Origin of the sequence: Mesorhizobium sp. BR1-1-2 (genome assembly GCF_020165435.1) — a bacterium.
In the GTDB taxonomy this organism is placed as follows: Bacteria; Pseudomonadota; Alphaproteobacteria; order Rhizobiales; family Rhizobiaceae; genus Mesorhizobium.
In genome coordinates, this window is record NZ_JAIUID010000002.1 from 536,757 (window position 1) to 560,985 (window position 24,229).

At 63.8% G+C, this 24,229-nt stretch carries 28 protein-coding genes and 2 tRNA genes; 13 read left to right on the top strand and 17 right to left on the bottom strand.

Translation table 11 applies throughout. The features are described 5' to 3' along the window. The first annotated feature begins 18 nt into the window (after positions 1 to 18). From LB551_RS05970 to LB551_RS05985, 4 genes are all read left to right on the top strand, one after another. Complete coding sequence (locus LB551_RS05970; RefSeq protein ID WP_224658521.1) at positions 19 to 1,107, top strand: HPP family protein; 1,089 nt, start codon at positions 19 to 21, stop codon at positions 1,105 to 1,107. Between the two features lie 89 nt (positions 1,108 to 1,196). Continuing rightward, on the top strand, positions 1,197 to 1,865 hold the full coding sequence (locus LB551_RS05975; protein WP_224658522.1) for an RNA polymerase sigma factor: 669 nt from the start codon (positions 1,197 to 1,199) through the stop codon (positions 1,863 to 1,865). 115 nt (positions 1,866 to 1,980) lie between these two features. Further along, the gene (locus LB551_RS05980; RefSeq protein ID WP_140549230.1) at positions 1,981 to 2,505 is read left to right on the top strand and encodes a DUF4142 domain-containing protein; all 525 of its coding nucleotides are present in this window, start codon (positions 1,981 to 1,983) and stop codon (positions 2,503 to 2,505) included. Next, a complete protein-coding gene (locus LB551_RS05985) occupies positions 2,502 to 2,822 on the top strand; it encodes a cupredoxin family copper-binding protein (RefSeq protein WP_140549231.1) in 321 nt (106 codons plus the stop codon). Before LB551_RS05980 ends, LB551_RS05985 begins: the two co-directional genes overlap by 4 nt. Before the next feature lie 98 nt (positions 2,823 to 2,920). Here LB551_RS05985 and LB551_RS05990 read toward each other — a convergent pair whose 3' ends face one another. From LB551_RS05990 to LB551_RS06010, 5 genes are all read right to left on the bottom strand, one after another. After that, positions 2,921 to 4,141: an anion transporter gene (locus LB551_RS05990; RefSeq protein WP_224658523.1), complete on the bottom strand. Its 1,221-nt coding sequence runs from the start codon at positions 4,139 to 4,141 to the stop codon at positions 2,921 to 2,923. Between the two features lie 153 nt (positions 4,142 to 4,294). Beyond that, positions 4,295 to 5,083, bottom strand: a complete 789-nt coding sequence (locus LB551_RS05995) for a GGDEF domain-containing protein (protein WP_140549233.1) — start codon at positions 5,081 to 5,083, stop codon at positions 4,295 to 4,297. A 186-nt stretch (positions 5,084 to 5,269) separates the two neighbouring features. After that, positions 5,270 to 5,494, bottom strand: a complete 225-nt coding sequence (locus LB551_RS06000; RefSeq protein WP_140549395.1) for a hypothetical protein — start codon at positions 5,492 to 5,494, stop codon at positions 5,270 to 5,272. Positions 5,495 to 5,782: 288 nt separating this feature from the next. After that, a tRNA-Arg gene (locus tag LB551_RS06005) sits at positions 5,783 to 5,859 on the bottom strand. Between the two features lie 57 nt (positions 5,860 to 5,916). Then, positions 5,917 to 6,222, bottom strand: coding sequence for an ETC complex I subunit (locus LB551_RS06010; RefSeq protein WP_140494338.1), 306 nt, complete (start codon positions 6,220 to 6,222; stop codon positions 5,917 to 5,919). Between the two features lie 141 nt (positions 6,223 to 6,363). Here LB551_RS06010 and LB551_RS06015 point away from each other — a divergent pair. The 4 genes from LB551_RS06015 to LB551_RS06030 all read left to right on the top strand — a co-directional run bounded on the left by LB551_RS06015 (position 6,364) and on the right by LB551_RS06030 (position 9,438). Beyond that, positions 6,364 to 6,440, top strand: a tRNA-Pro gene (locus LB551_RS06015). A 305-nt stretch (positions 6,441 to 6,745) separates the two neighbouring features. Next, positions 6,746 to 7,612, top strand: coding sequence for an ABC transporter ATP-binding protein (locus LB551_RS06020; RefSeq protein WP_224658524.1), 867 nt, complete (start codon positions 6,746 to 6,748; stop codon positions 7,610 to 7,612). After that, positions 7,612 to 8,400: an ABC transporter permease gene (locus tag LB551_RS06025; protein WP_140549235.1), complete on the top strand. Its 789-nt coding sequence runs from the start codon at positions 7,612 to 7,614 to the stop codon at positions 8,398 to 8,400. The genes LB551_RS06020 and LB551_RS06025 overlap by 1 nt, the downstream gene beginning before the upstream one ends. A 27-nt stretch (positions 8,401 to 8,427) precedes the next feature. Beyond that, positions 8,428 to 9,438 (top strand): ABC transporter substrate-binding protein, encoded by a 1,011-nt coding sequence (locus tag LB551_RS06030; protein WP_224658525.1) that lies wholly within the window; start codon positions 8,428 to 8,430, stop codon positions 9,436 to 9,438. 396 nt (positions 9,439 to 9,834) lie between these two features. Here LB551_RS06030 and hdaA read toward each other — a convergent pair whose 3' ends face one another. The 3 genes from hdaA to LB551_RS06045 are packed head-to-tail and all read right to left on the bottom strand — an operon-like array spanning position 9,835 to position 12,290. After that, positions 9,835 to 10,539, bottom strand: coding sequence for a DnaA regulatory inactivator HdaA (gene hdaA, locus LB551_RS06035; RefSeq protein WP_140549237.1), 705 nt, complete (start codon positions 10,537 to 10,539; stop codon positions 9,835 to 9,837). A 34-nt stretch (positions 10,540 to 10,573) separates the two neighbouring features. Beyond that, the gene (locus tag LB551_RS06040) at positions 10,574 to 11,761 is read right to left on the bottom strand and encodes an AI-2E family transporter (RefSeq protein ID WP_224622762.1); all 1,188 of its coding nucleotides are present in this window, start codon (positions 11,759 to 11,761) and stop codon (positions 10,574 to 10,576) included. After that, positions 11,733 to 12,290, bottom strand: coding sequence for a CDP-alcohol phosphatidyltransferase family protein (locus LB551_RS06045; protein WP_224658586.1), 558 nt, complete (start codon positions 12,288 to 12,290; stop codon positions 11,733 to 11,735). Before LB551_RS06045 ends, LB551_RS06040 begins: the two co-directional genes overlap by 29 nt. 172 nt (positions 12,291 to 12,462) lie before the next feature. On the opposite strand from LB551_RS06045, the gene purM reads away from it, so the two are divergent. The 3 genes from purM to LB551_RS06060 all read left to right on the top strand — a co-directional run bounded on the left by purM (position 12,463) and on the right by LB551_RS06060 (position 14,958). Next, positions 12,463 to 13,539, top strand: a complete 1,077-nt coding sequence (purM, locus tag LB551_RS06050; RefSeq protein WP_224658526.1) for a phosphoribosylformylglycinamidine cyclo-ligase — start codon at positions 12,463 to 12,465, stop codon at positions 13,537 to 13,539. Continuing rightward, on the top strand, positions 13,536 to 14,249 hold the full coding sequence (purN, locus tag LB551_RS06055) for a phosphoribosylglycinamide formyltransferase (protein WP_224658527.1): 714 nt from the start codon (positions 13,536 to 13,538) through the stop codon (positions 14,247 to 14,249). The genes purM and purN overlap by 4 nt, the downstream gene beginning before the upstream one ends. A 193-nt stretch (positions 14,250 to 14,442) precedes the next feature. Continuing rightward, complete coding sequence (locus LB551_RS06060) at positions 14,443 to 14,958, top strand: SixA phosphatase family protein (protein ID WP_224658528.1); 516 nt, start codon at positions 14,443 to 14,445, stop codon at positions 14,956 to 14,958. 48 nt (positions 14,959 to 15,006) lie between these two features. On the opposite strand, the gene LB551_RS06065 is transcribed toward LB551_RS06060, so the two are convergent. The 6 genes from LB551_RS06065 to LB551_RS06090 form a co-directional block, all read right to left on the bottom strand. Next, the gene (locus LB551_RS06065) at positions 15,007 to 15,246 is read right to left on the bottom strand and encodes a DUF680 domain-containing protein (protein WP_140549241.1); all 240 of its coding nucleotides are present in this window, start codon (positions 15,244 to 15,246) and stop codon (positions 15,007 to 15,009) included. Between the two features lie 188 nt (positions 15,247 to 15,434). Continuing rightward, positions 15,435 to 15,662: a DUF680 domain-containing protein gene (locus tag LB551_RS06070; protein WP_224658529.1), complete on the bottom strand. Its 228-nt coding sequence runs from the start codon at positions 15,660 to 15,662 to the stop codon at positions 15,435 to 15,437. A gap of 43 nt (positions 15,663 to 15,705) precedes the next feature. Then, on the bottom strand, positions 15,706 to 15,909 hold the full coding sequence (locus LB551_RS06075; protein ID WP_224658530.1) for a DUF680 domain-containing protein: 204 nt from the start codon (positions 15,907 to 15,909) through the stop codon (positions 15,706 to 15,708). 493 nt (positions 15,910 to 16,402) lie between these two features. Next, positions 16,403 to 17,176 (bottom strand): 4-hydroxy-tetrahydrodipicolinate reductase, encoded by a 774-nt coding sequence (gene dapB / locus LB551_RS06080; protein WP_224658531.1) that lies wholly within the window; start codon positions 17,174 to 17,176, stop codon positions 16,403 to 16,405. Positions 17,177 to 17,184: 8 nt separating this feature from the next. Then, on the bottom strand, positions 17,185 to 19,278 hold the full coding sequence (locus LB551_RS06085; RefSeq protein WP_224658532.1) for an ATP-dependent helicase: 2,094 nt from the start codon (positions 19,276 to 19,278) through the stop codon (positions 17,185 to 17,187). A 69-nt stretch (positions 19,279 to 19,347) separates the two neighbouring features. Beyond that, the gene (locus LB551_RS06090) at positions 19,348 to 19,521 is read right to left on the bottom strand and encodes a hypothetical protein (RefSeq protein ID WP_181169231.1); all 174 of its coding nucleotides are present in this window, start codon (positions 19,519 to 19,521) and stop codon (positions 19,348 to 19,350) included. 111 nt (positions 19,522 to 19,632) lie between these two features. On the opposite strand from LB551_RS06090, the gene LB551_RS06095 reads away from it, so the two are divergent. Next, positions 19,633 to 19,773 (top strand): hypothetical protein, encoded by a 141-nt coding sequence (locus LB551_RS06095; protein ID WP_224658533.1) that lies wholly within the window; start codon positions 19,633 to 19,635, stop codon positions 19,771 to 19,773. 209 nt (positions 19,774 to 19,982) lie between these two features. Here LB551_RS06095 and LB551_RS06100 read toward each other — a convergent pair whose 3' ends face one another. The 3 genes from LB551_RS06100 to LB551_RS06110 are packed head-to-tail and all read right to left on the bottom strand — an operon-like array spanning position 19,983 to position 23,589. Continuing rightward, positions 19,983 to 21,140: a M20 aminoacylase family protein gene (locus LB551_RS06100; protein ID WP_224658534.1), complete on the bottom strand. Its 1,158-nt coding sequence runs from the start codon at positions 21,138 to 21,140 to the stop codon at positions 19,983 to 19,985. A 17-nt stretch (positions 21,141 to 21,157) separates the two neighbouring features. Then, positions 21,158 to 22,384 (bottom strand): Zn-dependent hydrolase, encoded by a 1,227-nt coding sequence (locus LB551_RS06105; protein ID WP_224658535.1) that lies wholly within the window; start codon positions 22,382 to 22,384, stop codon positions 21,158 to 21,160. Next, on the bottom strand, positions 22,381 to 23,589 hold the full coding sequence (locus LB551_RS06110; protein ID WP_224658536.1) for a diaminopropionate ammonia-lyase: 1,209 nt from the start codon (positions 23,587 to 23,589) through the stop codon (positions 22,381 to 22,383). The genes LB551_RS06105 and LB551_RS06110 overlap by 4 nt, the downstream gene beginning before the upstream one ends. 102 nt (positions 23,590 to 23,691) lie before the next feature. Between LB551_RS06110 and LB551_RS06115 the strand changes: the two genes are divergently transcribed. After that, positions 23,692 to 24,171: an Lrp/AsnC family transcriptional regulator gene (locus LB551_RS06115; RefSeq protein WP_411970932.1), complete on the top strand. Its 480-nt coding sequence runs from the start codon at positions 23,692 to 23,694 to the stop codon at positions 24,169 to 24,171. The last annotated feature ends 58 nt before the right edge of the window (positions 24,172 to 24,229 follow it).

Here is a 24,229-nt window from a genome sequence, read left to right on the forward strand (position 1 = left end):
CGCACCAAGAGCCTGCCCATGGCGTTCCGCCTCTTTGTTCCTATTCTTGCCGGCGCGACGCTGCGCGAACGCATCATCGCCTGCGTCGGTGCGATGATCGGCATTGCGCTGACCGGCGCGATCAGCGGGCTTACGCTGGGCAGCGGGCCACATGTGCCGCTGCTGGTGGCGCCGATGGGGGCATCGGCGGTGCTGTTGTTCGCGGTGCCGGCCAGCCCGCTGGCGCAGCCCTGGTCGATCATCGGCGGCAACACGATCTCGGCGCTTATCGGCGTGATCGTGGTGCAATTCGTCCACCAGCCGGTGCTCGCCACCGGCATTGCAGTGGCCCTGGCGATCGCCGCCATGTCGTTCACGCGCTGCCTGCATCCACCCGGGGGCGCGGCGGCATTGACCGCGGTGTTCGGCGGTCCAGCCGTCATCAGCGCCGGCTTCCTGTTTCCCTTCGTCCCGGTGGCGGTCAATTCGATGCTGCTGGTGGCGCTTGGCTACGGCTTCCACAAGCTGGCCCGGCGCAACTACCCGCACGTGCCGGCCCCGGCGCCGGTAAACAGTCACGGCACCATCGATCCGCCGGCGCAATTGCGCGTCGGTTTTCGCTCCGAGGACATCGATGCCGCGCTTGGAGCGCTCGACGAGACCTTCGACATCGACCGGGGCGATCTCGACCGGCTGCTGCGGCAGGTCGAATTGCAGGCCATGGTGCGCGAGCATGCGACGTTGCGGTGCCAAGACATCATGTCGCGCGACGTCATCTCGGTGGACGAGCACACGCCAGCCGCCGCTGCGCGCCAATTGCTGCTTGACCACAACATACGCACCTTGCCGGTGGTGGATGCCGAGGCAAGGCTGGCCGGAACCGTGGGCTTGCGGGAACTGACGCTGGCGGCCGGCACGGTCGGAACCGTGATTTCGCCGGCTGCAACCGCGCCTGCCGGCTCGGCCGCCATGGCGCTGCTGCCGGTGCTGACCGACGGGCGCAGCCACGCCGTCATCATCGTCGACGATAAAAACCACATCCTCGGGCTGATCACGCAGACCGATCTGCTGGCCGCGACGGCGCGGATGCAAAACACCGGCAGGGAGCCGGCCAAAGTGCTAGCATAGGCCGCCAGGCGAGCGCCTGGCTTGACTTTTCGGGAACCTTTTTTCGAAACCTGCATCCAATCTTCCGTGCAAGGATCGATGGAGGACACATGCCCGCGCTGACGGCAGCATCAACCACGACGGACGAGCTGCGGCTCGTAGCCCGCGCGCTCGCCCGCGACAGCGATGCCTTTCGCAAGATCATGAAGCTGAACAACCAGCGGCTCTACCGACTGGCGCGCGGCATGGTGCGCAATGACAGCGAGGCCGAGGACATCGTGCAGGAGGCCTATGTCAGGGCCTTTACCAATCTCAGCACTTATCGCGGCGATGCTTCGCTTTCCACCTGGCTGTCGCGCATCGTCATCAACGAAGCGCTCGGGCGGCTTCGCAAAGGACGGCGAACCGTGGCAATGCCTGAAAACCCGGAAGCGCAGATCATCCGGTTTCCCCTCAACCCAAGCGACGATCCGGAGCGGACGATGGCGCAGCGGCAGATTCTTGCTCTTGTCGAGCGGGCGACCGACAGCCTGCCCGACGCCTATCGCGCGGTTTTCGTAGCCCGCGTCATCGAGGGGCTGAGCATCGAGGAGACCGCCGACCTGCTTGGCGTGCGGCCAGAGACCGTCAAGACGAGACTGCACCGCGCCCGCGCTTTGCTGCGCAAGGCGCTGGACGACGAGATCGGGCCGGTGCTGCTCGACGCCTTCCCCTTCGCCGGCCGGCGCTGCGAGCGGCTGACGCAGGCCGTGATGAAGCGGCTCGGATTCGAGGGGTGATCTTCAAGGCCGGATCTTTCGCCGATTGTCGGGAACGTTTCCGCGCCATCCTCATCCAATGAATGTCAACCCAGATGAAGCCCGCTGCCCAGGCTGTCGGGCGGAAGGAGATGCCATGCTTATCCGACACACCGCAGCGCTTGCCGCCCTCTTGCTGCTTGGCGCTGCCCCATTCGCGCAAGCGGCCGACAAGCCGACCGACCCACAGATCGCCCACATCGCCTACACCGCCGACATGATCGACATCGAGGCGGCCAAGCAGGCAATCAAGAAATCCAAGAACAAGCAGGTTGTCGATTTCGCCAAGGACATGGAGCGCGACCATGAAGCGGTGAACAAGCAGGCGCTCGACCTGCTCAAGAAGCTCAAGGTGAAGCCGGAAGACAATGCCACCAGCCAGGCGCTGACCAAGGCGGCGAAAGAGGAACATGCCAAGCTCGCCAAGCTGAAAGGGGCTGCCTTCGACAAGGCCTATATCGAAAACGAGGTGGCCTACCACAAGCAGGTCAATGGAGCGCTCGAAACCCTGCTCATTCCGTCAGCCAGCAATGCCGAGCTGAAGAGCCTGCTCGAAACCGGCCTCAAGATCTTCCAGGGGCATGAGCAGCATGCCGAACATGTCGCCGGCATGTTGAAATGAAAGCGGCCGCGCTGATCCGACCGCTCCTTGCCGGGCTGGCGCTGGTGCTTGCCGCCGGCCCGGCGCCGGCAGCGACCATCGAAGTGACGATCGACAAGCTCGTCTTCTCGCCGGTAAATATCGAGGCCAAGGTTGGCGATACGATCGAGTGGGTCAACAAGGACGCATTCGCCCACACGGCCACGGTGAAGGGCGGCTGGGAGGTAATGATCCCGCCGAAGGCGAAGGGAAAACTGACCCTCAAGACAGCGGGAGCGGTTGATTATTTCTGCCGCTTCCATCCCAACATGAAAGGCCGATTGGTAGTGGCGCCCTGAAAATCTGGGCCAGTGGCGGGACTTGGCGGCAAAAACCAAGCCCCGTCACTCCGGAGCACCGTCACTCCGGAGCAATTGAGCACGGAACAGTCGCGGGATCAGAGCGCCAGCCATGCCGTGCCGGCCGCCAGCGTCAGCAGCGTCAATGGCAGGCCGACTTTGAAGAAAGCGCCGAACGACAGCGACGTGCCGGCCGCGCGCGCCTGCTCGGCGACGATCAGGTTGGCGACCGAACCCAGGAGCGTGAAATTGCCGGCCAGCGTCGAGCTCATGGCGACGACCAGCCAGGCGCGCTCGGGGTTTTCCAGGCCGGGGATGAAGGGGCGCAGCGCCAGCACGGCCGGCACGTTGCTCATTACATTGGAGAGCAAGGCGGTGAAGCCGGACAGGCGCCAGACGTCGTCCAGCCCGAGGTTCTTGGCCGAGGCAACGATGTCCGGTGTCAGCAGCGTCCTTTCGGCGCCGGCAACCACGATGAACAGGCCGGCGAACATGAATAGCAATGGGCCGTCGATCTCGCGATAGATGCGCTCTGGTTTGATGGCGCGGGTGAGCAGGAGGATGGCGCCGCCGATGAGCGCCGCCTTGGCGACAGGCACACCGGCGAAGAAGGCCACGGCCAGTCCGATGCAAACCACCACCGCTTTCAGCACCTGGCGGCGATGCATGCGGCCGCGCGAGACCTGCGGCGTCAATTCGCCGTTGCGCGTGAATTCGGCCCGGTAGACGATGCGAACAATGGCGATGACCGCGACGAGACCGAACAGCGCAACCGGAGCCAGAGCCGCTGAAAAGGCCGGATAGGAAATGCCCGACAGCGCGCCGATGACCATGTTTTGCGGATTGCCGGTGATGGTGGCGACACTGCCGCAATTCGACGCGGTGGCGGTCGCGATGAGGTAAGGAACCGGATTGCGCTTGATGGCGCGGGTGACGTGAACGACGATCGGCGCCATGACAAGACAGATGGCATCATTGACCAGGAAAGCCGACAGCAGGCCGGTCAGCAGCGTCACCATAACCAAAAGCATGAACGGCGCATGCGCGTGCTCGATGGCGATCGCGCCAAGACCGCGAAAGGCGCCCGAGACCTTCAGATGCGCCACCACGATCATCATGCCGAGCAAAAGCGTGATGGTGTCGAAATTGATGGCGCGATAGGCGTCCTCCATGCTGATCGCGCCGATGGCTATCATCGCGGCCCCGCCGAGCAGTGCGATGCCCGCCCGGTCGAGACGCAGGCCCGGTATGCGGCCGACAGCGACGCCGGCATAGGTCAGGACCAGGATCAGCAGTGCCGCCGCGCCCATCAATGTCATGCGAAGAAGGCCCTGCCCGATGCATTCAGCCCCGGCCGGAACTGCGGCCACCACCTTTAGCGGGCGGCGCGCAAAGCGAAAATACCTTCTGCGTGATGGCTACAGAAATCCCCAGCAACGCGCCCCCGGCGCCGGTGGCTGGCCGGATCCGCCTCAGTGAACCGTGATTGTCGCGGCTGGCGGCGTTTGCTGAGACACCATCGGATCGAAACTGACCTGGTCGCGTCCATTTGATTTGGCGGCATAGAGCCGCCTGTCGGCTGCCGAGAATATCTCCTCATAGGTGGTCGGGCCGTTAAAGGCGGTGCCGCCAATGCTGACGGAAAGCGGACAGGACCGGCCGCCCGGCGAAAATTCCACCTCACGAATTCGCCGGCGGATGCTTTCGGCAACCAGCCAGGATTGCGAGGGATCGACGCCGGGAAGAAACACGCCGAATTCCTCGCCGCCGATGCGGCCGACGATGTCGGTGCCGCGGAGCTGATCCTTGATCGTCTGCGCGATCAGTTTGAGCGCCTGGTCGCCGCAGTCATGCCCAAGCCGATCGTTGATCGATTTGAAGTGATCGGCGTCGATGATCAGCAGCGCACCGGAATTGGCCGACGCCTGCTTGCGGACCTGTTCGAGATAGGCTTCGACAAGCATGGAGAAAGCGCCCCGGTTGAGGACCGCCGTCAGGCTGTCCGTGGCGGCAACGACGCTGAGGTCACGCTGGGCAATGGCCAACTGACGTATCTTCCACATCAGGAAGAAGAGAAACGATCCACCCAGCACCAGCGGCAACAGAATGTCGGTCAGCTGTGCCCGCCACACAGCCTCGGGCGAAAGATAGGGGAAATTGAACGAATCAACGAAAAACGCCACGCCAATGAAGAAGGCCGTGCCGGCGGCGGTGACGGCGATCACCCTGCCCCAACTCGTCGGCGACAGGTCGAGCTTCATTCCCTTGTACTCCGTTAGCCGCGTCTACTATGACGCGCTAACGCAAATAAAAGGATAAGACTTTCCCTTCAATTCGACAGCGGAAGTCGCAGGATCACGGCCGCCGGACCGGCGGCCGCCTCCGGCCTGCGTTTGGAAGATTTGTCCGGATGATCGATCCGGACCTACGACAGGAGGGTCCTGCCGTCAGCCGTTGGGCGCCGATTCGCCCAGCGTCTCTGCAACAAAGGATGCCGCGATCAGATCGTCGGCATCCAGGCCTAGAGAGCCTTCGCCGGCCCCCATGATGGCGGCAACCTTGTGGAAGGCCTTCATCTCATGGTCGGAAATCCGGGCGGTTTGCATCTTGGCCTTGAGCTCGGCGATACGTCGCCCCAAGGCGGGCGACGTTCCAATTTCACGTTTCGACATGACGGCGTTCTCTCCTTCCCCAACCCATATTTGTTTGCCCGCCATTCGCAGCCCGCATGCTTATGTTTATGAGACGCCGCGAATACAAGGCCCCGAACGCCTGATCCTTGCGAAGGTTCCCGCGCGACAAGGTCACGAAATAATACGGAAAGGGCGCGGCGGCGGCGGGGATCCCGCCGACTCGGCTGCAAGCGCATTCGTTCAGACGAAAAGGGATGAAAAGGTCCAACCGGGTTCCTGCCCGCGTTGGAACTTTTCCCCTCCGGAGCAGCTAAGCCATTGAAAGATTGGCGATCCCGACAGGATTCGAACCTGTGACCATCGGCTTAGAAGGCCGGTGCTCTATCCAGCTGAGCTACGGGACCGCTGGCCGGCTCGGAGCCGGTAAGATGTCTGCGCTGGCGCCCGCCCGGGCTTGCCGGTCAATGCGTCCAGGGCGTCCTACGGTCATAGCGGAAATTTTCCGCATAGGAAATCTGGCGGCGCTTGGGCTCTTTCGGCTCCTCGACGCGGTAGGCGAGCCCTTCCTTCTCGGCATAGGCCACGGCCTCTTCGCGCGTGTCGAAGGTCAGCTTGATCTGGCTCCTCATGTCGCCGGAAGTGGTGTAGCCCATCAGCGGGTCGATTTTCTTGCGCATCTCGGGATCGAATTCCAGCACCCAGTGGCCGGTCTTGGCCGTGCCGGACTGCATCGCGGTTTTGGCTGGACTGAAAATGCGCGCGGACATGACCACCTCGTTGCTGTGCAAGGCAGCATGGCCGCCTCTTCGCCCGTCATTACTGCGCAATGCCGACGGCGGCAAGGTTTTTGCACTTGCAGGTTTTTGCACTTGCCATGCAACACTGAAATGAATAGGCAACAGACCGTTCGGAGTGTAGCGCAGCCTGGTAGCGCATCTGGTTTGGGACCAGAGGGTCGGGAGTTCGAATCTCTCCACTCCGACCACCTCACACAGAAAAGGCAATCGAGGGCCGTTGGCGCCTGCGAATGGCAATGTGTCGGGTGCAGAATGGGGCTGTCGGCAATCTCCGCGCGCCCAGTGGTCTTTGCTGCTGCATGTCACGGTCGCAAGAAAAGCCACGGACGGCAAAGTTGCCTGCTCCACCGCATCGACTATTGTGAGCCGGAACACGACACTGTGTGGGGCGACAGATGACCATCGGACATCGACGGTCTCCGCTAAAGCCTCACGGAGGAACCATGAGCGACAGTTGGACACCCACCCGTCTCGGCGCAGGGCGGCATTCAGCATGACGACGGAAACCGCCACGGGCGCCACGGAGACAAAATTCAGGCAGCCGCCAGCCGGACCCGGGATCGCCGTCGATCTCGATGGAGTGACCATAGATTTCGCATTGGCGGCTGGGCGTAGCTTCCAGGCAGTCGCCCGCGCCGATCTGAAAGTCGGCGACCAGGAATTCGTGGCGATCATTGGTCCGACGGGCTGCGGCAAGTCAACGCTGCTGAATGCCGGCGCAGGGCTTCTCGTGCCTTCGGCAGGCAGCGTCCGTGTGTTCGGCGCCCCGCTTCGCGGTCTCAACAGACAGGCTGGCTACCTCTTCCAGCAGGATGCATTGATGCCCTGGAAGACCGCTCTGGACAATGTGGCCATCGGGCTGGAAGTGGCAGGCGTGCCCTCTTCCGAAGCAAAGGAACGCGCGCGAACATGGCTCGGACGCGTCGGCCTGGCTGCTTTCTGCGAGCGCTACCCTCACATGCTTTCAGGCGGCCAGAAAAAGCGCGTTGCTCTTGCGCAGGTGCTGATCCGCGACCCCAAGATCATCCTCATGGACGAACCCTTCGGACCGCTCGACGCACAGACGCGGCTGATCATGGGCGGCCTTTTGCTCAAGCTGTGGTCGGATGACCGCAAGGCGGTGATGTTCGTCACCCACGACCTCGAGGAAGCGATCGCGCTGGCTGATCGTGTGGTGGTGATGTCGGCCGGTCCCTCCGCACGCATCATCGGCGACTTTCCAATCCCGCTGGCGCGTCCACGCGATATTTCGGAAATCAGGCTGGAACCGCGCTTCCAGGAATTGCATCGCGACATCTGGCACATGCTGAAGAAGGAAGTGCTCAAGGCTTACGGCGAGATTGAAGAAGGAGCGATCTGATGAAAAGGACGACTCTGTTTTTCGCACAGCTAACCGTGGCCGTCATCGTCATCGCGCTCTGGCAGGCAGCGTCGACGACGCACCTGATCGGCGATCCGAACAACATTTCCTTCTTCTTCTCGACCCCGTTGGCGGTGGCAGGCCAGATATGGAAGTGGTTTGCCACCGGGACGATCTGGCATCATCTGTGGATCACTCTGTGGGAGTCCATGCTGGCCTTCGCCATCGGCTCGCTGGCAGCGATCGCGATCGGCTTCTGGTTTGCCCGCAAGCCGACACTTGCGGCCGTCTTCGATCCATATGTGAAGGCGGCCAATGCGCTTCCCCGCGTCGTGCTGGCGCCGATCTTCACGCTTTGGTTTGGTCTCGGCATCTGGTCCAAGGTTGCCTTGGGCGTGACGCTGGTTTTCTTCATCGTCTTCTTCAATGTCTACCAGGGCGTAAAGGAGGTGAACACGACGGTGCTGGCCAATGCTCGAATGCTCGGCATGAACGAACGGCAATTGCTGCGCCACGTCTATATGCCATCGGCATTGTCCTGGGTGTTTTCATCGCTCCATATCTCCGTCGGATTTGCCGTGGTCGGCGCCGTGGTCGGCGAATATCTCGGTGCCGCCGGCGGACTGGGCTATCTGATACAGCAAGCCGAAGGCGTGTTCGACGTGGCGGGCGTCTTTGCCGGAATGTTCGTCCTCGCCGCTTTTGTGCTCTTGATCGACTGGATCGTCACGCTGGTCGAAAAAAGACTGCTTGTCTGGCGGCCTGAATTCTCGAAACCAGGCCGATAGGGCCCAATCCAGCTCAAGGAGGAGATCATGAGGATCATTTCGAAACTGGCGGCCGCCGCCGTCGTATTGCTTGCGGCGGCCACAAGCGCGGGCGCTGCCGAAAAAGTCACCATTTCGATCGGCGGAGCGTCATGCCTCTGCTACATGCCGACCGTGCTCGCCAAACAGATCGGCGCCTACGAAAAAGCCGGCATCGATGCAGACCTGGTCGATTTCAAGGGCGGTTCTCAATCGCTGACCGCAGTATTGGGCGGCAGCGCGGATGTCGTTTCCGGCTATTTCGATCACACGGTGAAATTGGCCGCCAAGAACCAGCGCCTGCAATCCTTCGTCGTTTACGACCAGTTCCCGGGACTGGTGCTGGCGGTGGCGCCGGGCCAGACCGGCAAGATCAAGTCAGTGAAGGACCTTGCTGGCAAAAAGGTCGGCGTGACCGCTCCCGGTTCCTCGACCGACTTCTTCCTGAAGTTCCTTCTGCAGAAGAACGGCATCGACCCGACATCCGCCGCGGTGATCGGCGTTGGGCTGGGCGCTACCGCCGTCGCCGCCATGGAGCAAGGGCAGATCGACGCCGTGGTGAAGCTCGATCCGGCCGTCACCGTGCTTCAGGCCAGGCATAAGGACCTGACCATCCTGGCGGACACGCGCACCCAGAAGGATACGGAGGCGGTATTCGGAGGCGACTATCCCGGCGGAGCGCTTTACACCCGGCCGGAATGGATGGCCGCGCATCCCCAAGCAACACAGGGATTGACCAATGCCATGCTTGCCACGCTGGATTACATTCACTCCCATAGCGCCGAAGAGATCATGGCCCAGATCCCCGCCAATCTGATCGGCAGCGACAAGGACGCCTACCTGGCCGCGTTGAAAAATGCGATCCCCATGTATTCGACCACTGGGCTCATGGATCCAAAAGGCGCGCAGGCCGTGCTCGACGTTTTCTCTCTCGGTTCGCCCGATGTGGCCAACGCCAAGATCGACATCACGCAGACGTACACGAACGACTATGTGAACAAGGCGAAGAAGGCCAACTGACGAGATCAACGCCAAGCAGCGGGCATATCGCTCGCTCGCCTTAGCCACGGAGTTCATCCGAGCGCCGGCATTTCAGCGACTCGGTGGCCTCGTCGCCGTTTTGGGTAACCGCCACTTGACGAATACCCGTTCATCTCTCACGCAGCTTGGCATTGCGCAGGCAAGCCGAACGCGCGGCAATAGTGAGGGTGACTGAAGCCACATGAAGGCAAGCTCGCCGGGCGAGAACCCCAACCGCCCCACTCCCGGCGAGCCTACAACCTGATTTGGAACGCAATCAGGACCGGGGTCAGCCGGCAAGCTTGTATCGCAAGATCGGTGCCAGCTTTTGTTTCCCGAAATGGGACGGCTAAAGGGACATGGAACCACCGTTTGCTGGCCGGCGACCATCGCGCGCTAGACCTCGAACTCGCCCTGCCCCTCGTCCATGGCGCTGACGGTTTCAGCCGCCAGCGCCCGGGTGATCGGCGTCTTGCGTTCGAGCGCGGCGCGGTCCAGCCGCTCCACTACGCGCATGGCCGTCGCCAGGGAGCGCTCGATGCGGCGGACCAGATATTGCACGACATGCGGCTCGACCTCGACCTGGCGGTCGGCGAACAGCTTGGTGATGACACCTGCCAGCAGGAGATCGTCGGGTTCGTGGATCTCGACGGTTGCCGCCGCCTTCAGCCGCGACGCCAGATCCGGCAGCGTGACGCCCCAGGCCGAGGGAAAGCGGCGCGCCGTCAAAAGCAAGTGCGAGCCGCTGCCGCGCACCGCATTGATCAGATGAAACAAACCCTGCTGGTCGACGGTGCCGGTATCGACATCGTCGATCAGCGCCGGCCGGGCACCGAGATTTGCGATGCTGTCACCGACGCGGCGCGCGTCGACCTGAACGGCATCCGCCCGTGCCCGCCAGATCGAGGCCAGATGGGTCTTGCCGGAGCCGGCCGGGCCGGCCAGCACGACAACCGGCGAGGGCCATTCCGGCCAGCGGTCGACCAGCGCCACTGCCTGGCTGTTGGTGCCGGAGACGACGAGTTCGTCTCGCGAATAGCCGGTGCCATGGCCGAGATCGAGCGGCAGCTGGCGCGGCGGGTCGGCCCTCTGGTCGCTCATGCCAGGCTCAGCCGCGCGACCCGGCCAGGCCGGATCATGGATTGATGCCTTTGCGACGATCGGCCGGCAATGGCGGCACGGCCTTGCCGTGACCTTTGTAGAGCGGCGATTCCAGATAACGCGCAATGGCAAAGCGCACCAGCACCGCGACCGCGGCCGATGCAGGCACCGCAATCAGCAGGCCGACGAAGCCAAACAGCGCGCCGAAGGCGAACAGCGCGAACATCAGCCACACCGGATGCAGGCCGACGCTTTTGCCCACCAGCCGCGGCTGCAAGATATTGCCCTCGACGAACTGGCCGATGAAGAACACCACCGCGACCGCGACGATCATGGTCCAGTCCGGCCAGAACTGGACGAAGGCAACGCCAACGGCCAGCACCAGCCCGGTCAGCGAGCCTACATAGGGGATGAAGGAGATCAGCCCGGCGAACAGGCCGATGAGGATGCCGAAATTGAGACCGGTTAGCGTCAGGCCGGTGGCATACATGCCGCCCAGCACCAGGCACAGCGTGCCCTGCCCGCGCACGAAGCCGGCCGTTGCCGTGTTGACGTCCCTGGCGATGGCGCGCACGGTGGCGACATTGTCGCGCGGCACCCAGCTGTCGATCACCGCCACCATGCGGTCCCAGTCGAGCAGCATGTAGAAGGCGACCACCGGCGTCACCACGAACAGGCTGACCACCGAGACCAGCGCCACGCCCGAACTCCATATCGAGGTGAACACGGTCGTCAGCAGACCGAAGCCGGATGTCAGCAGTGAGTTCAATCCGTCGCGCAGGCCATTGGCGTTGACGCCGAATTTCTGTTCCAGCCATTTCGGATCGAACGAGGTGATCAGGCTCTGCAGCCGGGTCAGGTACTCAGGCAATTTGCCGGCAAAATCGGCCATCTGCGTCGCCAGCACCGGGATGAGGATGACGAAGGCCAGCACCAGCACGACGAGGAAGGTGATGAGGATGACTACCGTTGCCATGAAACGGCTGAGGCCGAGCCGCTGCAGCCGGTCGGCCACGGGATCGAGGAAATAGGCGAGCACCATGCCGGCCACGAAGGGCAAGAGGATGGCGCTGAAAACATAAAGGAAAAGCGCGAGCGCGGCGACGCCGGCCAGCCAGAAGAAGATCTGCCGGCGGAATCCGGCGGATGGATCATCACCGGCTGCCGCCGGCGCGCTCGCCGCAACTTCTTTGTCAGGTGCCCGGGGTGGAGCCTTCGCCATAGCCGCTCATATGCCTCAGCCAAGCCACGAGATAGGCTGCGGCCGAAGCCACGGTCAAGACCCCGGACAGCATTATGAGGGCGGGACGAAGTGGATCGAGATGGATCGAAAAAGCAAGCTCACCCAGCACCAGCGCCGCCAGTACAATCTGGATGGCGGTGTTGACCTTGGAGACGAGGAGCGGCTTCATCTCGACGGGGTGGGCCATCACGGTGGACAACAGCACCGCACAAATGATCAGCGCGTCGCGCGATACCATGGTGACGACCAGCCACAGCGGCAATTGCCCGATGAAGCCAAGGACGACGAACACGGAAACCAGGAGCAGCTTGTCGGCCACCGGATCGAGATAGGCGCCGAGCTTGGAATGCTGGTTGAACCGGCGGGCGATGAAGCCGTCGATGCCGTCGGAGATGCCGGCAACGAGGAACCCGGCAAAGGCCCAATCCCAGCGCGCCTGGAGCATGGCCAGCACCACGGCAGGCACCAGGACAAGGCGCATGATTGTGATCAGGTTGGGGATGGTCAAGCGCATGTCCGGTCGCTTCTGTCTGAACGATAGATGATGGAGATGGGGGATAGGCGCAAGAGAGAAGCTGCCGAGCTTCCCCTGGTGGGGAGCAGCAGTTTCAGCGCCGTTTTCCTTGCGGACCGAAACCGTTCATGCGAAGAGCCGCAAAGGAAACAGCGACAAGCCAGATATGAAGCGCGATACAGTCAAGCGTAAGAACGGGCTCACCTATGCCGAGGCTGGCGTCGACATCGATGCCGGCAATCTCATGGTCGAGAAGATCAAGCCGCTGGTCAAGGCCACGCGCCGGCCGGGCGCCGATGGCGAGATCGGCGGTTTCGGCGGCCTGTTCGACCTCAAGGCCGCCGGCTTTGCCGACCCGGTGCTGGTCGCCGCAAATGACGGCGTCGGCACCAAGCTGAAGATCGCCATCGACGCCGGCAAGCACGACACGATCGGCATCGACCTGGTGGCCATGTGCGTCAACGACATCGTCGTGCAGGGTGCCGAACCGCTGTTCTTTCTCGACTATTTCGCCACCGGCAAGCTCGATCCGGACCAGGGTGCGGCGATCGTCGGCGGCATCGCCGCGGGCTGCCGGCAGGCCGGCTGCGCGCTGATCGGCGGCGAGACGGCGGAAATGCCGGGCATGTATCACGGCAAGGACTATGACCTTGCCGGTTTTGCCGTGGGCGCGGCCGAGCGCGGCCAGCTTCTGCCCACCGACGACATCGTCGAGGGCGACGTGCTGCTGGGGCTGGGTTCCTCGGGCCTGCATTCCAACGGCTTTTCGCTGGTGCGCCGCATCGTTGCGACCAGCGGCCTGGCATGGACCGATCCGGCTCCCTTCAATGACGAGGCCACATTGGCCGAGGCGCTGCTCGAGCCGACCCGGATCTATGTGAAATCGATCCTGAAGGCGATCCGCAACACGCACGGCATCAAGGCGCTGGCTCATATCACCGGCGGCGGCTTCCCTGAAAACATTCCGCGCGTTCTGCCGAAGGAGTTCTCGGCCGAGCTCGATCTCGACGCCATCGACGTGCCGCCTGTGTTCTCATGGCTGGCCAAGACCGGCGGTGTGGCGCCGGAAGAGATGATGCGCACCTTCAACTGCGGCATCGGCATGATCCTGGCGGTGGCATCCGGCCAGGCGGCGCAGGTCGCTGCCGTCTTGCAGGAGGCCGGCGAGACGGTGACGCCGATCGGCCGGATCGTGCCGCGCCGCGACGCCGGCGTCATCTATCGGGGTTCGATCGGTCTATGAGCGCGCAGAAGAAACGCACTGTCGTCCTGATCTCGGGGCGCGGCTCCAACATGACGGCGCTGATCGCCGCCGCCAGCGACCCGGCTTTCCCCGCCGAAATCGTCGGCGTCATCTCCGACAAGGCGGATGCCGCCGGACTCGGCATGGCGAGGGCGCGCGGCATCGCCACCCAGGTGATTTCCCGGGCCGACCACGCCAGCAAGCAGGCCCATGACGCCGCGATCGATGCGGCGCTCACGGCCTTCAATGCCGAGATCGTGGCGCTGGCTGGCTACATGCGCATTCTGACCACCGGCCTCGTCCAGAAATGGCAGGGCCGCATGATCAACATCCACCCTGCCCTGCTGCCGGCCTTCAAGGGGCTCGACACGCATGCGCGCGCGCTTGCCGCCGGCATGCGCATCCATGGCTGCACGGTGCATTTCGTCACGTCCGAGATGGATGACGGCCCGATCATCGCACAGGCGGCGGTGCCGGTAATGGTCGGCGACAATGCCGACACACTTGCCGCACGGGTGCTGAAGGTGGAACACCAGCTCTATCCGCTGGCGCTGGGGCTGGTCGCCGAGGGCAAGGTCCGGATGGAAAAGGGCCGCGCCGTGTTTGCCCGCTTCGCCGACGATGCCGACAATGCAACCTCGACGATCATTGCACCGAGCCCGCTGCGCGAGGAAATCGATTTCGAGCAATTGGCGCGGATCACGCCGTAGGGACTCAGATCGGGAATGATGGCATGTCGCTTGGCTCGGAATCGCTAAATCAGAATTCACACCAGATCGAAACGGATAGGCTACGCAGAGCTTGGCTTGAAGGATTGGAAAGCGGCCTATTCGATTCCTTCGACATAGAGGCGATCAAGCACAAGGCCCGCACTCGTCTGGCCAGCTTCGCCGGCCCTGACCAATGCCGGTGAACCAGCTTCTGCTGCTTCGCCATGCCAAGTCGAGTTGGGACGACCCGGATCTCGACGATTTCGATCGGCCGCTCGCCGAACGCGGATTGAAGGCGGCCCAATTGATAGGGCGCGAACTCGCGGCGCGCGGGTGGTTGCCGGACCAGGCGCTGGTATCGCCGGCGCTGCGCACCCGCGAGACCTGGCGGCTGGTGGACGCGGAGTTGCCGGCGCATCCACGGGTCGCGTTCTCCGAGGCGCTTTATGAAGCCTCCGCGACGGATATTCTGAGCCAGATTCGTCACGTCGATCCGTCGAACGGCAGCTTGCTGGTGATCGGCCACAATCCCGGCCTGCAATATCTGGCGAAACAACTTGCCGGGCCAGGGTCGGAGGCCAAGGCGCGCAGGAGGCTCGAAGGAAAATTTCCAACGGCAGCCTTTGCGCGCTTCGTTTTCGAGGGCGCCTGGTCCAACCTGTCGTCCGCGCGGCTGACGCATTGCCTGCGTCCGAAGGACCTGCGCTAGAAATCCGGGGTTAAGCTGGCAGCCAAAGGCCGCTGCATGCGCGGGACGTTAATTGCCCCAGATGCCCTGGCCGGGTTCGGGCCAGCCGGTAGCGGGCTTCGTCTCGGCATCGCCTGTCTCGTGGCCGGCCATGCCGGTATCCTTGAGCGCGCCGGTGACAACGTGGTCCACGCCCGCTATCGGGGCGACGGGCTGGTTGGCATTGTCGGAGCCATAGTGGTCGCTGCCGGCAAAGGCGCTGCCGGTCGCAACGAGGATGGCGGCGGTGGCGAGGGCGATCTTGTTCATTTCAATCTCCTGGGTTCATCCGTTAGGCGGCGTCTTGGGAGGACGGTTCCGCTAAGGACAAGACCCCAGGCAGTCCTGTTTTATTCCTGGGCTCGGATTGTTTTCTGCCGAGCTGGAGGATTGGTCATGCGCAAAAACAAGAGCGGCGGGCCAGGCCCACCGCTCTTTGTGGTCGAAGACTTACAGAATCAACGGCCCCAGATGCCCTGGCCAGACTGAGCCGGCACGTTGGCGTTCGCGTCGCCCTGCGCCTTTACGGACTTGGCGATCGAGCCGGTATGGGTGGTGTCGACGTTGGAGGTCGACTGGTTGGCAACCGGCTGGTTGACATTGTTGGAGCCATAATTGTCGCTGCCGGCAAAGGCGCTGCCCGTGGCAATGAGAATGGCGGCGGCGGTGAGAGCGATCTTGGTCATTTCTTTACTCCTGAGTTCAAGTGATTGATGTCGGCAGTCGCGATCAACGGCCGAAAAGGTTGCGGTCGGCGCCCTGCGAAGCCGGGGCCTGGATGGTTCCGTTCGTCTTCGAGGTCGAAGCGGTGACGGAATGGTCGACAGCGGCGGCGGGCTGATTGGCGTTGGCCGAACCATAATTGTCGCTGCCGGCGAAAGCGGTGCCCGTGGCAACGAGGATGGCAGCGGCGGTAAGAGCGATCTTGGTCATTTTGGTTACTCCAGTATGTTTGTTCTGTCCGTCTAGTGGCGTGCCCTTGGGAGGATTTCGCGTCGCTCGGACCACCCCGAGATGGGTCTGTGATGTTGTCGTTTCCAGTCACGAAAATGTGCCGAAAAAGCTCTGGAAATGACCCTTGAAATTGAAAGCCCTCGCTGCGTGCCACAATTTTATCATTTCTATTCAGGGGTTTATTGAGGGAACTCTATTGCGCCTACCCGTTTTTTGCGGAGCCTGCGTTCACCGTTTGATGCACGGTCCGTCAACAGAAATCGAACCGAACGGTTCGGTTTTTTGCAGGAGCGGTCGCGCGAGCGGCATCCGGGCGTTGAGCTGGGTCGGGATTATGGCTTGCAAACGGGGTGGAGGACGGCCCAGAGGCGCGCCGTATTCTCCACGGGGTGGCTTCGCACTCGCCGTGGCAGGCCCGAGCCTTCAATCATTTTGGCGACTGGAGAAATGGAAAGCGGCGGGTTCTGGCCCGTCAAGAAGCGCCAAAGCCAAGGACGTCGCGCATACCGTATTGACCGGGCGGTCGCCCGGTCACCCAGAGGGCTGCGGCGATGGCGCCACGGGCGAACATGGCGCGATCCTCGGCCGCGTGCGACAGGGTGACGGTCTCGCCCCCGGTGCAGAAGCTGACGCCGTGCTCGCCGACGATGCTGCCGCCGCGCAGCACCGCGAAGCCGATCTCGCCGGCAGGCCGCGCACCGGTGACACCATCGCGAACACGCCTCGCCATCGCATCGAGCTCGACATTACGTCCGTCGGCAATGGCTTGGCCGAGCATCAGGGCGGTGCCCGATGGCGCGTCGATCTTGTTGCGGTGATGCGCCTCGAAAATCTCTGCATCCCAGTCCGCGGAACCGAGCGCTCCCGCCGCCTGCTCAACCAATCCGACCAGCGTGTTCAGCCCAAGCGAAAAGCTGCCGGAGCGCACGATGGCGACGGCTTTCGCGGCATCGGCGATGGCTGCCAATTCAGCGTCATCGAAACCGGTCGAGCCAATGACCATGGCAGGCCCGCGACGGCCGGCGCAGGCTCTTGCCAGATCGGCCGATGCCGCGGGCGCGGTAAAATCGATGACCACATCGGCCAGGCCGAGCGCCTCGTCCCGACTGACCAGGCCATCGCCGGCAATGCCCGTTCGATGAAAGCGGGCGGTGAGCGCCAGGCGAGAGTCGGCCTGCACGGCGTCCGCCATCTGGCGCCCCATGCGGCCGAGCGCACCGGCAACTGCGATCCTGACTGGCGCCATCGCCGCGGCTATTTCCACATGCCGCGCATGCGCGCGCCAATGTCGACGCGTATCTCCGGCCGAGGCGCCCTGCCCGGTGCTGCTCGCGCTGCCGGCCATACCGTCTGTTCGAATGCCGCAAGGAGGGAAGCCGGGATGAAGCGCGTGCGCGAGGCATAGACATGGCGGTCGCCGCGCGCCGCCTGGCCATGCGGAAAGAAGCGCTGCGGCATGACCAGGTTGAGGCTGTCCTTGGCCCTTGTCATCGCCACGTAAAGCAGCCGGCGCTCCTCCTCGATATCTTCCCTGGTGCCGACGCCGAGATCGGCCGGAATGCAGCCATCGACAGTGTTGAGCACAAACACGTTCTTCCATTCCTGGCCCTTGGCCGAGTGGATCGTGGACAGGATCAGATAGTCCTCGTCGCGATGCGGCGGCCCGGCCTGGTCGCTGGTCGCGTCCGGGGGGTCGAGCGTCAACTCGGTCAGGAACCGTTCGCGCGAAGCGTAGCCGGATCCGATCTGCTCGAGCTGCAGAAGGTCGGCCCGGCGTGTGGTTGCGTCCTCGTGGATGCGCTCGAGATGCGGCTCGTACCATAGCCTGACCTGTTCGAGATCGGCCGGCCATTTGGCGCCTGCACGCAGCCCGGTGTAGAGCGAGACGAAGCCCGGCCAGTCATCCGCCGCGCGTTGGGGCGGCCGCCAGCCGGCAAGGCCCATCGCCTCATCCAGCGCCGATGTCATCGTCTCCACGATCTGCGCGGCGGCCGAGGGGCCGATGCCCGGCAAAAGCTGCAGCACGCGAAATCCGGCGACGCGGTCGCGCGGGTTTTCGGCAAAGCGCAGCACCGCCAGCACATCCTTGACGTGAGCAGCATCGAGGAATTTCAGCCCACCGAACTTGACGAAGGGAATGTTGCGCCGCGTCAGCTCGATCTCCAGCGGCCCGCTGTGGTGCGAGGCGCGAAACAGCACCGCCTGCGATTTCAGCGCCGTGCCGGCCTCGCGCTCGGCCAGGATCGCCTCGCAGACGAAATTGGCCTGCTCGACCTCGTCGCGCACGGTCACCAGCCTCGGCTTGGCGGCGGATTTGCGCTCCGACCACAGGTTTTTGGTGAAGCGCTCCGAGGCCTCGCCGATCACCGCATTGGCGGCGGCCAGAATGGTTTCGGTCGAGCGGTAGTTGCGCTCCAGCATCACCACATCGGCGGCCTGCGCGAACTGCTTGGGAAAATCTAGAATGTTGCGCACCTCAGCGGCGCGGAACGAATAGATCGATTGCGCATCGTCGCCGACCACCGTCAGCCCGGCGCCATCGGGTTTGAGCGCCATGAGGATCGAGGCCTGCAGCCGGTTGGTATCCTGGTATTCGTCGACCAGCACATGGTCGAAGCGCCCGCCCAGGTGCGTCGCTATCTCCGGTTCTGCCGTCATCTGCGCCCAGTAGAGCAGCAGGTCATCGTAATCGAGCACGTTCTGCGCCTGCTTGGCCTCGACATAGCCGGCGAACAGCTGCTTCAGCTGTTCGGCCCAACCGGCGCACCACGGAAAGGCGGAGCCGAGCACCTCGCCTAGCGGCGCCTGCGCGTTGACGGCGCGCGAATAGATGGCAAGGCAGGTGCCCTTGGTGGGAAAGCGCGCTTCCGTCTTCGAGAAGCCGAGCTCGTGGCGCACCAGGTTCATCAGGTCGGCCGAATCCTCGCGATCGTGGATGGTGAAAGCCGGGTCGAGACCGATCTCCTGCGCGTAATCGCGCAACAGCCGCGCACCGATGCCATGGAAGGTGCCGGCCCAGGTCAGCGCATCGATGACGATAGAGGCGTCGCGGCCGAGCACCTCGCCGGCGATGCGCTCGACGCGCCTGGCCATTTCGGAGGCGGCGCGACGTGAAAACGTCATCAGCAGGATGCGGCGCGGATCAGCGCCCTTGACGATCAGGTGAGCGACGCGATGCGCCAGCGTGTTGGTCTTGCCCGAGCCGGCGCCGGCAATGACCAGGAGCGGTCCGGCGATCCTGCCGTCGCCATGCTCGACGGCCTGGCGCTGGGCGTCGTTCAGCCTCGCGAGATAAGCGGGCTGGGAAGTCGATTCCGAAAATGTCGAATCATGAGCGGCGAGGTTCATCGCCCATCAAGCATCGTTTCCGCTTTGTTCGCAACAAGGAAGCGGCGCAACGAGCTCAGCGTCGACAGGTCAGCGTTCCGGATCGACACCCATGGCCGCAGACTGCCTGCGCAATGCCTCCCGATCATTCTTTGGGACCGGCAGCAACAGGGGATCGACGGTGTCGGGCACGTCCTCGATCAGCTTGCGCGCGAGGCGGTAAGTGACAAAGGCGATGGTGCAGGCCAAGAGCAGACGGATCATCCAGCAGTCCTCCTTTGCCTGATCCAACCGGGGACATGGGGTTTTGTTCCCCTGGCTTGATCGTCGCAACCAAACCGAGGTCGTCCCGTTGTCAGGCGAGAGGAGGTAGCGATGAAGAAGCTCTCCCTAAGCCTCTTGCTGATCATTCTGGCAGTCTCGGCCTGCGACAACAACGTCCCGCCAACCAAAGCTCCGGCAGCGGAAAACCCGCACGCCGACGGCAACCCTGTAGCCGATAAGACCGGCAAATGAGTTGGCATGCGTGCAGCAATGGCGCGGACCACAGCGGGACAGTAGCACAGCCTGGAAAGGACGGCCGGCGCCGCTTGGGAGGTGCCTGATAGCGCCGGCCAGGCGGATATCAGGTCCGCCGCAAAGCGGATGTTAGCTGAGTCTTGCCGCAGCGTCATGGGGATTCCACCCCTTTGGCTTCCCGCGAAGTTCTGGAAAGACCGCGCCGTTCATGCTCCCAATCGCCGTCTGACGACCGCGGCATGGAAATTCGTGCCGAACAGCAGGCCGTCGTCGTTGAAGTCGTAGCTCGGATTGTGCAGCGGCGCCGTCTCGCCATTGCCGAGGAAGACAAAGCAACCGGGCACGTGATCGAGGAAACGGGCAAAATCCTCGGAGCCGGTCATCGGCTCGCGGGCCACGGCGATGTCTTCGGGCGCGAACACGTTTCCGGCGGCTGCAAAGGCCTCGTCGACCAATTCGGCGTCGTTGTGCAGCGGCACGAATTCCCTGCTGTAGGCGACCTCGGCGGTGACGTTGTAGGCGGCGGCGGTGCCGGCGGCGATGGTGCGCATCTGCTTTTCGATCTCGGCGCTGACCTCGGGGCGAAAGCTGCGGGCGTCTCCCAGGATATGGGCAAGGCCGGGCAGCGCGTTGCGGGTGCCGTCGGTGATCAGTTCGGTCACCGAGACCACCGATATGTCGGCCGGGCTCAGCCGGCGCGAGACGATGGTTTGCAGATTGGTAACCAGCGCGCAAGCGGCGACCAGTGTCTCCTGGCCGTCCTGCGGCCCGGCAGCGTGGCCGCCGAGACCTCTCAGAACGATCTCGAAGACGTCCTCGGCCGACATCATCGGGCCGGGGCGGGTTTCGAAATGGCCAATCGGCAATCCGGGCAGATTGTGCAGGCCGAAAATCTCATCGAAGGGAAAACGGCGCATCAGGCCGTCATCGAGCATGGCCAGCGCGCCCTTGCCCCACTCCTCGGCCGGCTGGAAGATGAAGCGCACCGTGCCGTTGAACCCACCCTCCCCGGCCAGCAGCTTTGCCGCGCCGAGCAGCATGGTGGTGTGACCGTCATGGCCGCAGGCGTGCATGATTCCGGGATTTTGCGAGCGATAGGCCACGGCCGACTGCTCGGTGATGCGCAGGGCATCCATATCGGCCCTGAGCGCGATCGCTCTGTTGCCGCTGCCGCGCTTCAGCGTGCCGACGACACCGGTGCCGCCGACGCCCTCGGTCACATCGTCGAGGCCGAATTCCCGCAATTTGGCGGCGACGAAGGCCGCGGTGCGCTTTTCCTCGAACCCGAATTCCGGATGGCCATGCAGATCGCGCCGCCAGCCGGTCATCTCCTGCTTCAAGGCATCGAGATCGATTTTGGCCATTACTCCGCCCCTCTCAACTAGGTTGCAAGTCGGGTGACGACATCGAGCAGAATGTTGGCGCCGGCGACGAGCTCGGTATCCTCGGTGTATTCGCGCGGATTATGGCTGATCCCGCCGGCGCTCGGCACGAAGATCATCGCGGCAGGTGCGATACGCGCCATCATCTGCGCATCATGGCCGGCGCCGGACGTCATGCGCTTCGAAACCAGCCCTCGATTGTCGGCGGCGGCCTCGATCAGCTTCACGATGCGGCTGTCGAAGATCACCGGCTCGAAGCGCGCCAGCCGCTCGACCGAGATCGTCACGCCTTCGGCGGCGGCGAGTTCTTCGAGGTGAGCGGCGAGTGCTGCTTCCTCCGCCTGCAGCCGGTGCTCGAAAGGATCGCGCAGGTCGATGGTGAAGACCGCTCGCGAGGGAATGACGTTGATGGCGTTGGGCTCGAAACGCATCGTGCCGACGGTGGCGACGGTCGGCGTGTTCGAAGCCTTGGCACGATCGTGCAGGAAGGTGACGACACGCGCGGCCGCATGGCCGGCGTCAGTGCGCATCGACATCGGCGTGGTGCCGGCATGGTTGGCGACCCCGTCGATGGTGATGCGCTGCCAGGAGATGCCTTGCAGGTTTTCCACCGCGCCGATCGGCACGCCTTCGCGCTCCAGCACGGGGCCCTGCTCGATATGCAGTTCGAGATAGGTATGCGGCTTTAGGAAGCCCGGCTGTTCGTCGCCGGCATAGCCGATGCGCGCCAGTTCCTGCCCGAGCACGCTGCCGTCGGTCCCCACGGCCGCCAGCGCCTCCTCGATCGCGACGCCGCCGGCATGAACCAGCGAGCCCATCATGTCGGGGGAATAGCGCACGCCTTCCTCATTGGTGAAGGCGGCGACGGCCAACGGGCGCGACGGGACAAAGCCTGACGCCTTCAGTGTCTCGATTGCCTCCAGCCCGGCCAGCACGCCGTAGCAGCCGTCATAAATGCCGGCATCTATGACCGTGTCGATATGCGAGCCTATCAGGATCGGCGCCTGCCCGGCATTCTCAGGCGTGCGCCAGATGCCGAAAATATTGCCCATGCGGTCGATGGCGACTTCGAGCCCCGCCTCGCGCAACCAGCCGACGAAGTGGTCGCGGCCCTGCCGGTCGGCGTCCGAGGCGGCAAGCCGCACCAGCCGGCCCTCGCCGTCGCGGCCGATTGCGCCGAGGTCCCGAATACGGCCAAGCAGCCGCTGCGCGTCGACCGAGATCATGGCGTTGCTCCAGAAAGTACCTTGCCCGCAAGCACGTCCGCGGCGGCCACGCCGACGAGTTCGGCATAACGCTTGGGATCGGTTGCGCCTTCGGTGTTGACGACCAGCACCCGCGAGGTCCGGTCGAGGCCGAGTTCGGCCCTGTTGTCGGCCAGCGCCCGGATCAGTCCGGCCAGGCCGACCCCGCCGCTTTCGCCGGCAACGATGGCCGGATCGCCGCCGGCCGGCCGCGCAAGCCTCCGCATCACGGCGACCGCATCCTCCTCGTCGACGGTCATGAAGGCATCGGCGGCCCGCGCCAGCACGCGCCAGGCGACAGGCGACGCCTCGTAGCATTCGAGCATCGCCATGACAGTCGCTTCGCCATGCGCGATCTTGACCGGGTGGCCAGCCTTGGCGGCGCCCAAGATGCAAGCGGCACGTTCGGGCTCGACCACCGTGAAGACCGGCCTGGCATCGCCGAGCACGATGGCGAGATGGCCAGCCAAGGCAGCGGCAATGCCGCCGACCCCAGCCTGAACGAAGACGTGGGTGGGCGGTTCGCCGAGCTGGCGCAACGCCTCGCGCATGATCGCGGTGTAGCCTTGCATGACGAGGCCCGGAATGCGCTCATAGCCGGGCCACGAGGTGTCGGACACGACGGTCCAGCCCTTGTCCGTCGCGACTTGCGCGGCTTGCCTGACCGAATCATCGTAGTTGCCGTCGACGCGGATGATCTCGGCGCCGTAACGGGCGATAGCCGTGATGCGTTCGCGGCTGACGCCGGCATGGACGAAGATCGCCGCCCTCGCGCCGACGAGCTCGGCGCCCTGTGCCACCGAGCGGCCGTGATTGCCGTCGGTCGCGCAAGCCATCGTCATGGTGGCGGCAACCGCCCTGACGTCGGGCCCATCGAGATCGGCGATGTCGAGCGGCCTGCCAAGCCGGCGGCCGGCTTCCTCCAGCACCAGATGAACGACGGCATAAGCACCCCCAAGCGCCTTGAAGCTGCCGAGACCGAGGCGAAACCCCTCATCCTTGAGGTGGATGGCGCCAATGCCCAGTTCCGCGGCCAGCGCCGGCAACGCATCCAGCGGCGTCTCCCGATTGATGTCGCGATGGGACAGGAAACGCTCGGCCGCGTCGGCCCCCGCAATCCCCAGCATTTCGGCGTCGACCGGATCGAGTGGGCTGCCGTGCAAGGCATTGCGGTTGAGCAGGAACATCAAGGCCTCCTTGGCTGACAACGAGACTATATTGCAAGACAGGCGCAAAAAGCGCTGTATTCAAGGCGTCGAAATGCAAGTTTGTTTCTTCAGGACATGCCGTTGCCCGCATTGCCAGCCTTGCTCGACAGTTTCGACCTCGCCATTCTCGCCGTGCTGCAGAAGGACAACACGACACCGCAGCGGCTGATCGGAGAGGCCGTCAACCTGTCGGCGCCGGCGGTGCAGCGCCGTATCAAGCGCATGCAACAGACCGGCGTCATCGCGGCCAATGTCGCGGTAATCGAACCGGCCGCGGTCGGCCAGCCCATCACCATCTTCGTCGAGGTCGAACTCGAAAGCGAACGCGCCGAACTGATCGACGCGGCCAAGCGGCAATTCCTGGCGGCACCGGAAGTCCAGCAATGCTACTATGTGACAGGCGAGGCCGACTTCATCCTGGCCATCACGGTGGCCGACATGAGCGCCTATGAGGCGCTGACGCGGCGCCTGTTCTTCGACAGCAACAATGTCCGCAAATTCCGCACCTTCGTCGCCATGGACCGCGTCAAGGTCGGCCTGACGGTGCCGCTGCCGGGATAAGCGACCGGGTTGCATGTCTGGCATGCTTTCGCCATTCTCCGCATCGCGAATTGGCGGG

Excerpts from the sequence above, each read along its gene's own strand:
- LB551_RS05970 (WP_224658521.1), top strand. The coding sequence starts at position 19 with ATGGCGTTCCGCCTCTTTGTTCCTATTCTTGCCGGCGCGACGCTGCGC.
- LB551_RS05975 (WP_224658522.1), top strand. The coding sequence starts at position 1,197 with ATGCCCGCGCTGACGGCAGCATCAACCACGACGGACGAGCTGCGGCTC.
- LB551_RS05980 (WP_140549230.1), top strand. The coding sequence starts at position 1,981 with ATGCTTATCCGACACACCGCAGCGCTTGCCGCCCTCTTGCTGCTTGGC.
- LB551_RS05985 (WP_140549231.1), top strand. The coding sequence starts at position 2,502 with ATGAAAGCGGCCGCGCTGATCCGACCGCTCCTTGCCGGGCTGGCGCTG.
- LB551_RS05990 (WP_224658523.1), bottom strand. The coding sequence starts at position 4,141 with ATGACATTGATGGGCGCGGCGGCACTGCTGATCCTGGTCCTGACCTAT.
- LB551_RS05995 (WP_140549233.1), bottom strand. The coding sequence starts at position 5,083 with ATGAAGCTCGACCTGTCGCCGACGAGTTGGGGCAGGGTGATCGCCGTC.
- LB551_RS06000 (WP_140549395.1), bottom strand. The coding sequence starts at position 5,494 with ATGTCGAAACGTGAAATTGGAACGTCGCCCGCCTTGGGGCGACGTATC.
- LB551_RS06010 (WP_140494338.1), bottom strand. The coding sequence starts at position 6,222 with ATGTCCGCGCGCATTTTCAGTCCAGCCAAAACCGCGATGCAGTCCGGC.
- LB551_RS06020 (WP_224658524.1), top strand. The coding sequence starts at position 6,746 with ATGACGACGGAAACCGCCACGGGCGCCACGGAGACAAAATTCAGGCAG.
- LB551_RS06025 (WP_140549235.1), top strand. The coding sequence starts at position 7,612 with ATGAAAAGGACGACTCTGTTTTTCGCACAGCTAACCGTGGCCGTCATC.
- LB551_RS06030 (WP_224658525.1), top strand. The coding sequence starts at position 8,428 with ATGAGGATCATTTCGAAACTGGCGGCCGCCGCCGTCGTATTGCTTGCG.
- hdaA (WP_140549237.1), bottom strand. The coding sequence starts at position 10,539 with ATGAGCGACCAGAGGGCCGACCCGCCGCGCCAGCTGCCGCTCGATCTC.
- LB551_RS06040 (WP_224622762.1), bottom strand. The coding sequence starts at position 11,761 with ATGGCGAAGGCTCCACCCCGGGCACCTGACAAAGAAGTTGCGGCGAGC.
- purM (WP_224658526.1), top strand. The coding sequence starts at position 12,463 with ATGAAGCGCGATACAGTCAAGCGTAAGAACGGGCTCACCTATGCCGAG.
- purN (WP_224658527.1), top strand. The coding sequence starts at position 13,536 with ATGAGCGCGCAGAAGAAACGCACTGTCGTCCTGATCTCGGGGCGCGGC.
- LB551_RS06060 (WP_224658528.1), top strand. The coding sequence starts at position 14,443 with ATGCCGGTGAACCAGCTTCTGCTGCTTCGCCATGCCAAGTCGAGTTGG.
- LB551_RS06065 (WP_140549241.1), bottom strand. The coding sequence starts at position 15,246 with ATGAACAAGATCGCCCTCGCCACCGCCGCCATCCTCGTTGCGACCGGC.
- LB551_RS06070 (WP_224658529.1), bottom strand. The coding sequence starts at position 15,662 with ATGACCAAGATCGCTCTCACCGCCGCCGCCATTCTCATTGCCACGGGC.
- LB551_RS06075 (WP_224658530.1), bottom strand. The coding sequence starts at position 15,909 with ATGACCAAGATCGCTCTTACCGCCGCTGCCATCCTCGTTGCCACGGGC.
- dapB (WP_224658531.1), bottom strand. The coding sequence starts at position 17,176 with ATGGCGCCAGTCAGGATCGCAGTTGCCGGTGCGCTCGGCCGCATGGGG.
- LB551_RS06085 (WP_224658532.1), bottom strand. The coding sequence starts at position 19,278 with ATGAACCTCGCCGCTCATGATTCGACATTTTCGGAATCGACTTCCCAG.
- LB551_RS06090 (WP_181169231.1), bottom strand. The coding sequence starts at position 19,521 with ATGATCCGTCTGCTCTTGGCCTGCACCATCGCCTTTGTCACTTACCGC.
- LB551_RS06095 (WP_224658533.1), top strand. The coding sequence starts at position 19,633 with ATGAAGAAGCTCTCCCTAAGCCTCTTGCTGATCATTCTGGCAGTCTCG.
- LB551_RS06100 (WP_224658534.1), bottom strand. The coding sequence starts at position 21,140 with ATGGCCAAAATCGATCTCGATGCCTTGAAGCAGGAGATGACCGGCTGG.
- LB551_RS06105 (WP_224658535.1), bottom strand. The coding sequence starts at position 22,384 with ATGATCTCGGTCGACGCGCAGCGGCTGCTTGGCCGTATTCGGGACCTC.
- LB551_RS06110 (WP_224658536.1), bottom strand. The coding sequence starts at position 23,589 with ATGTTCCTGCTCAACCGCAATGCCTTGCACGGCAGCCCACTCGATCCG.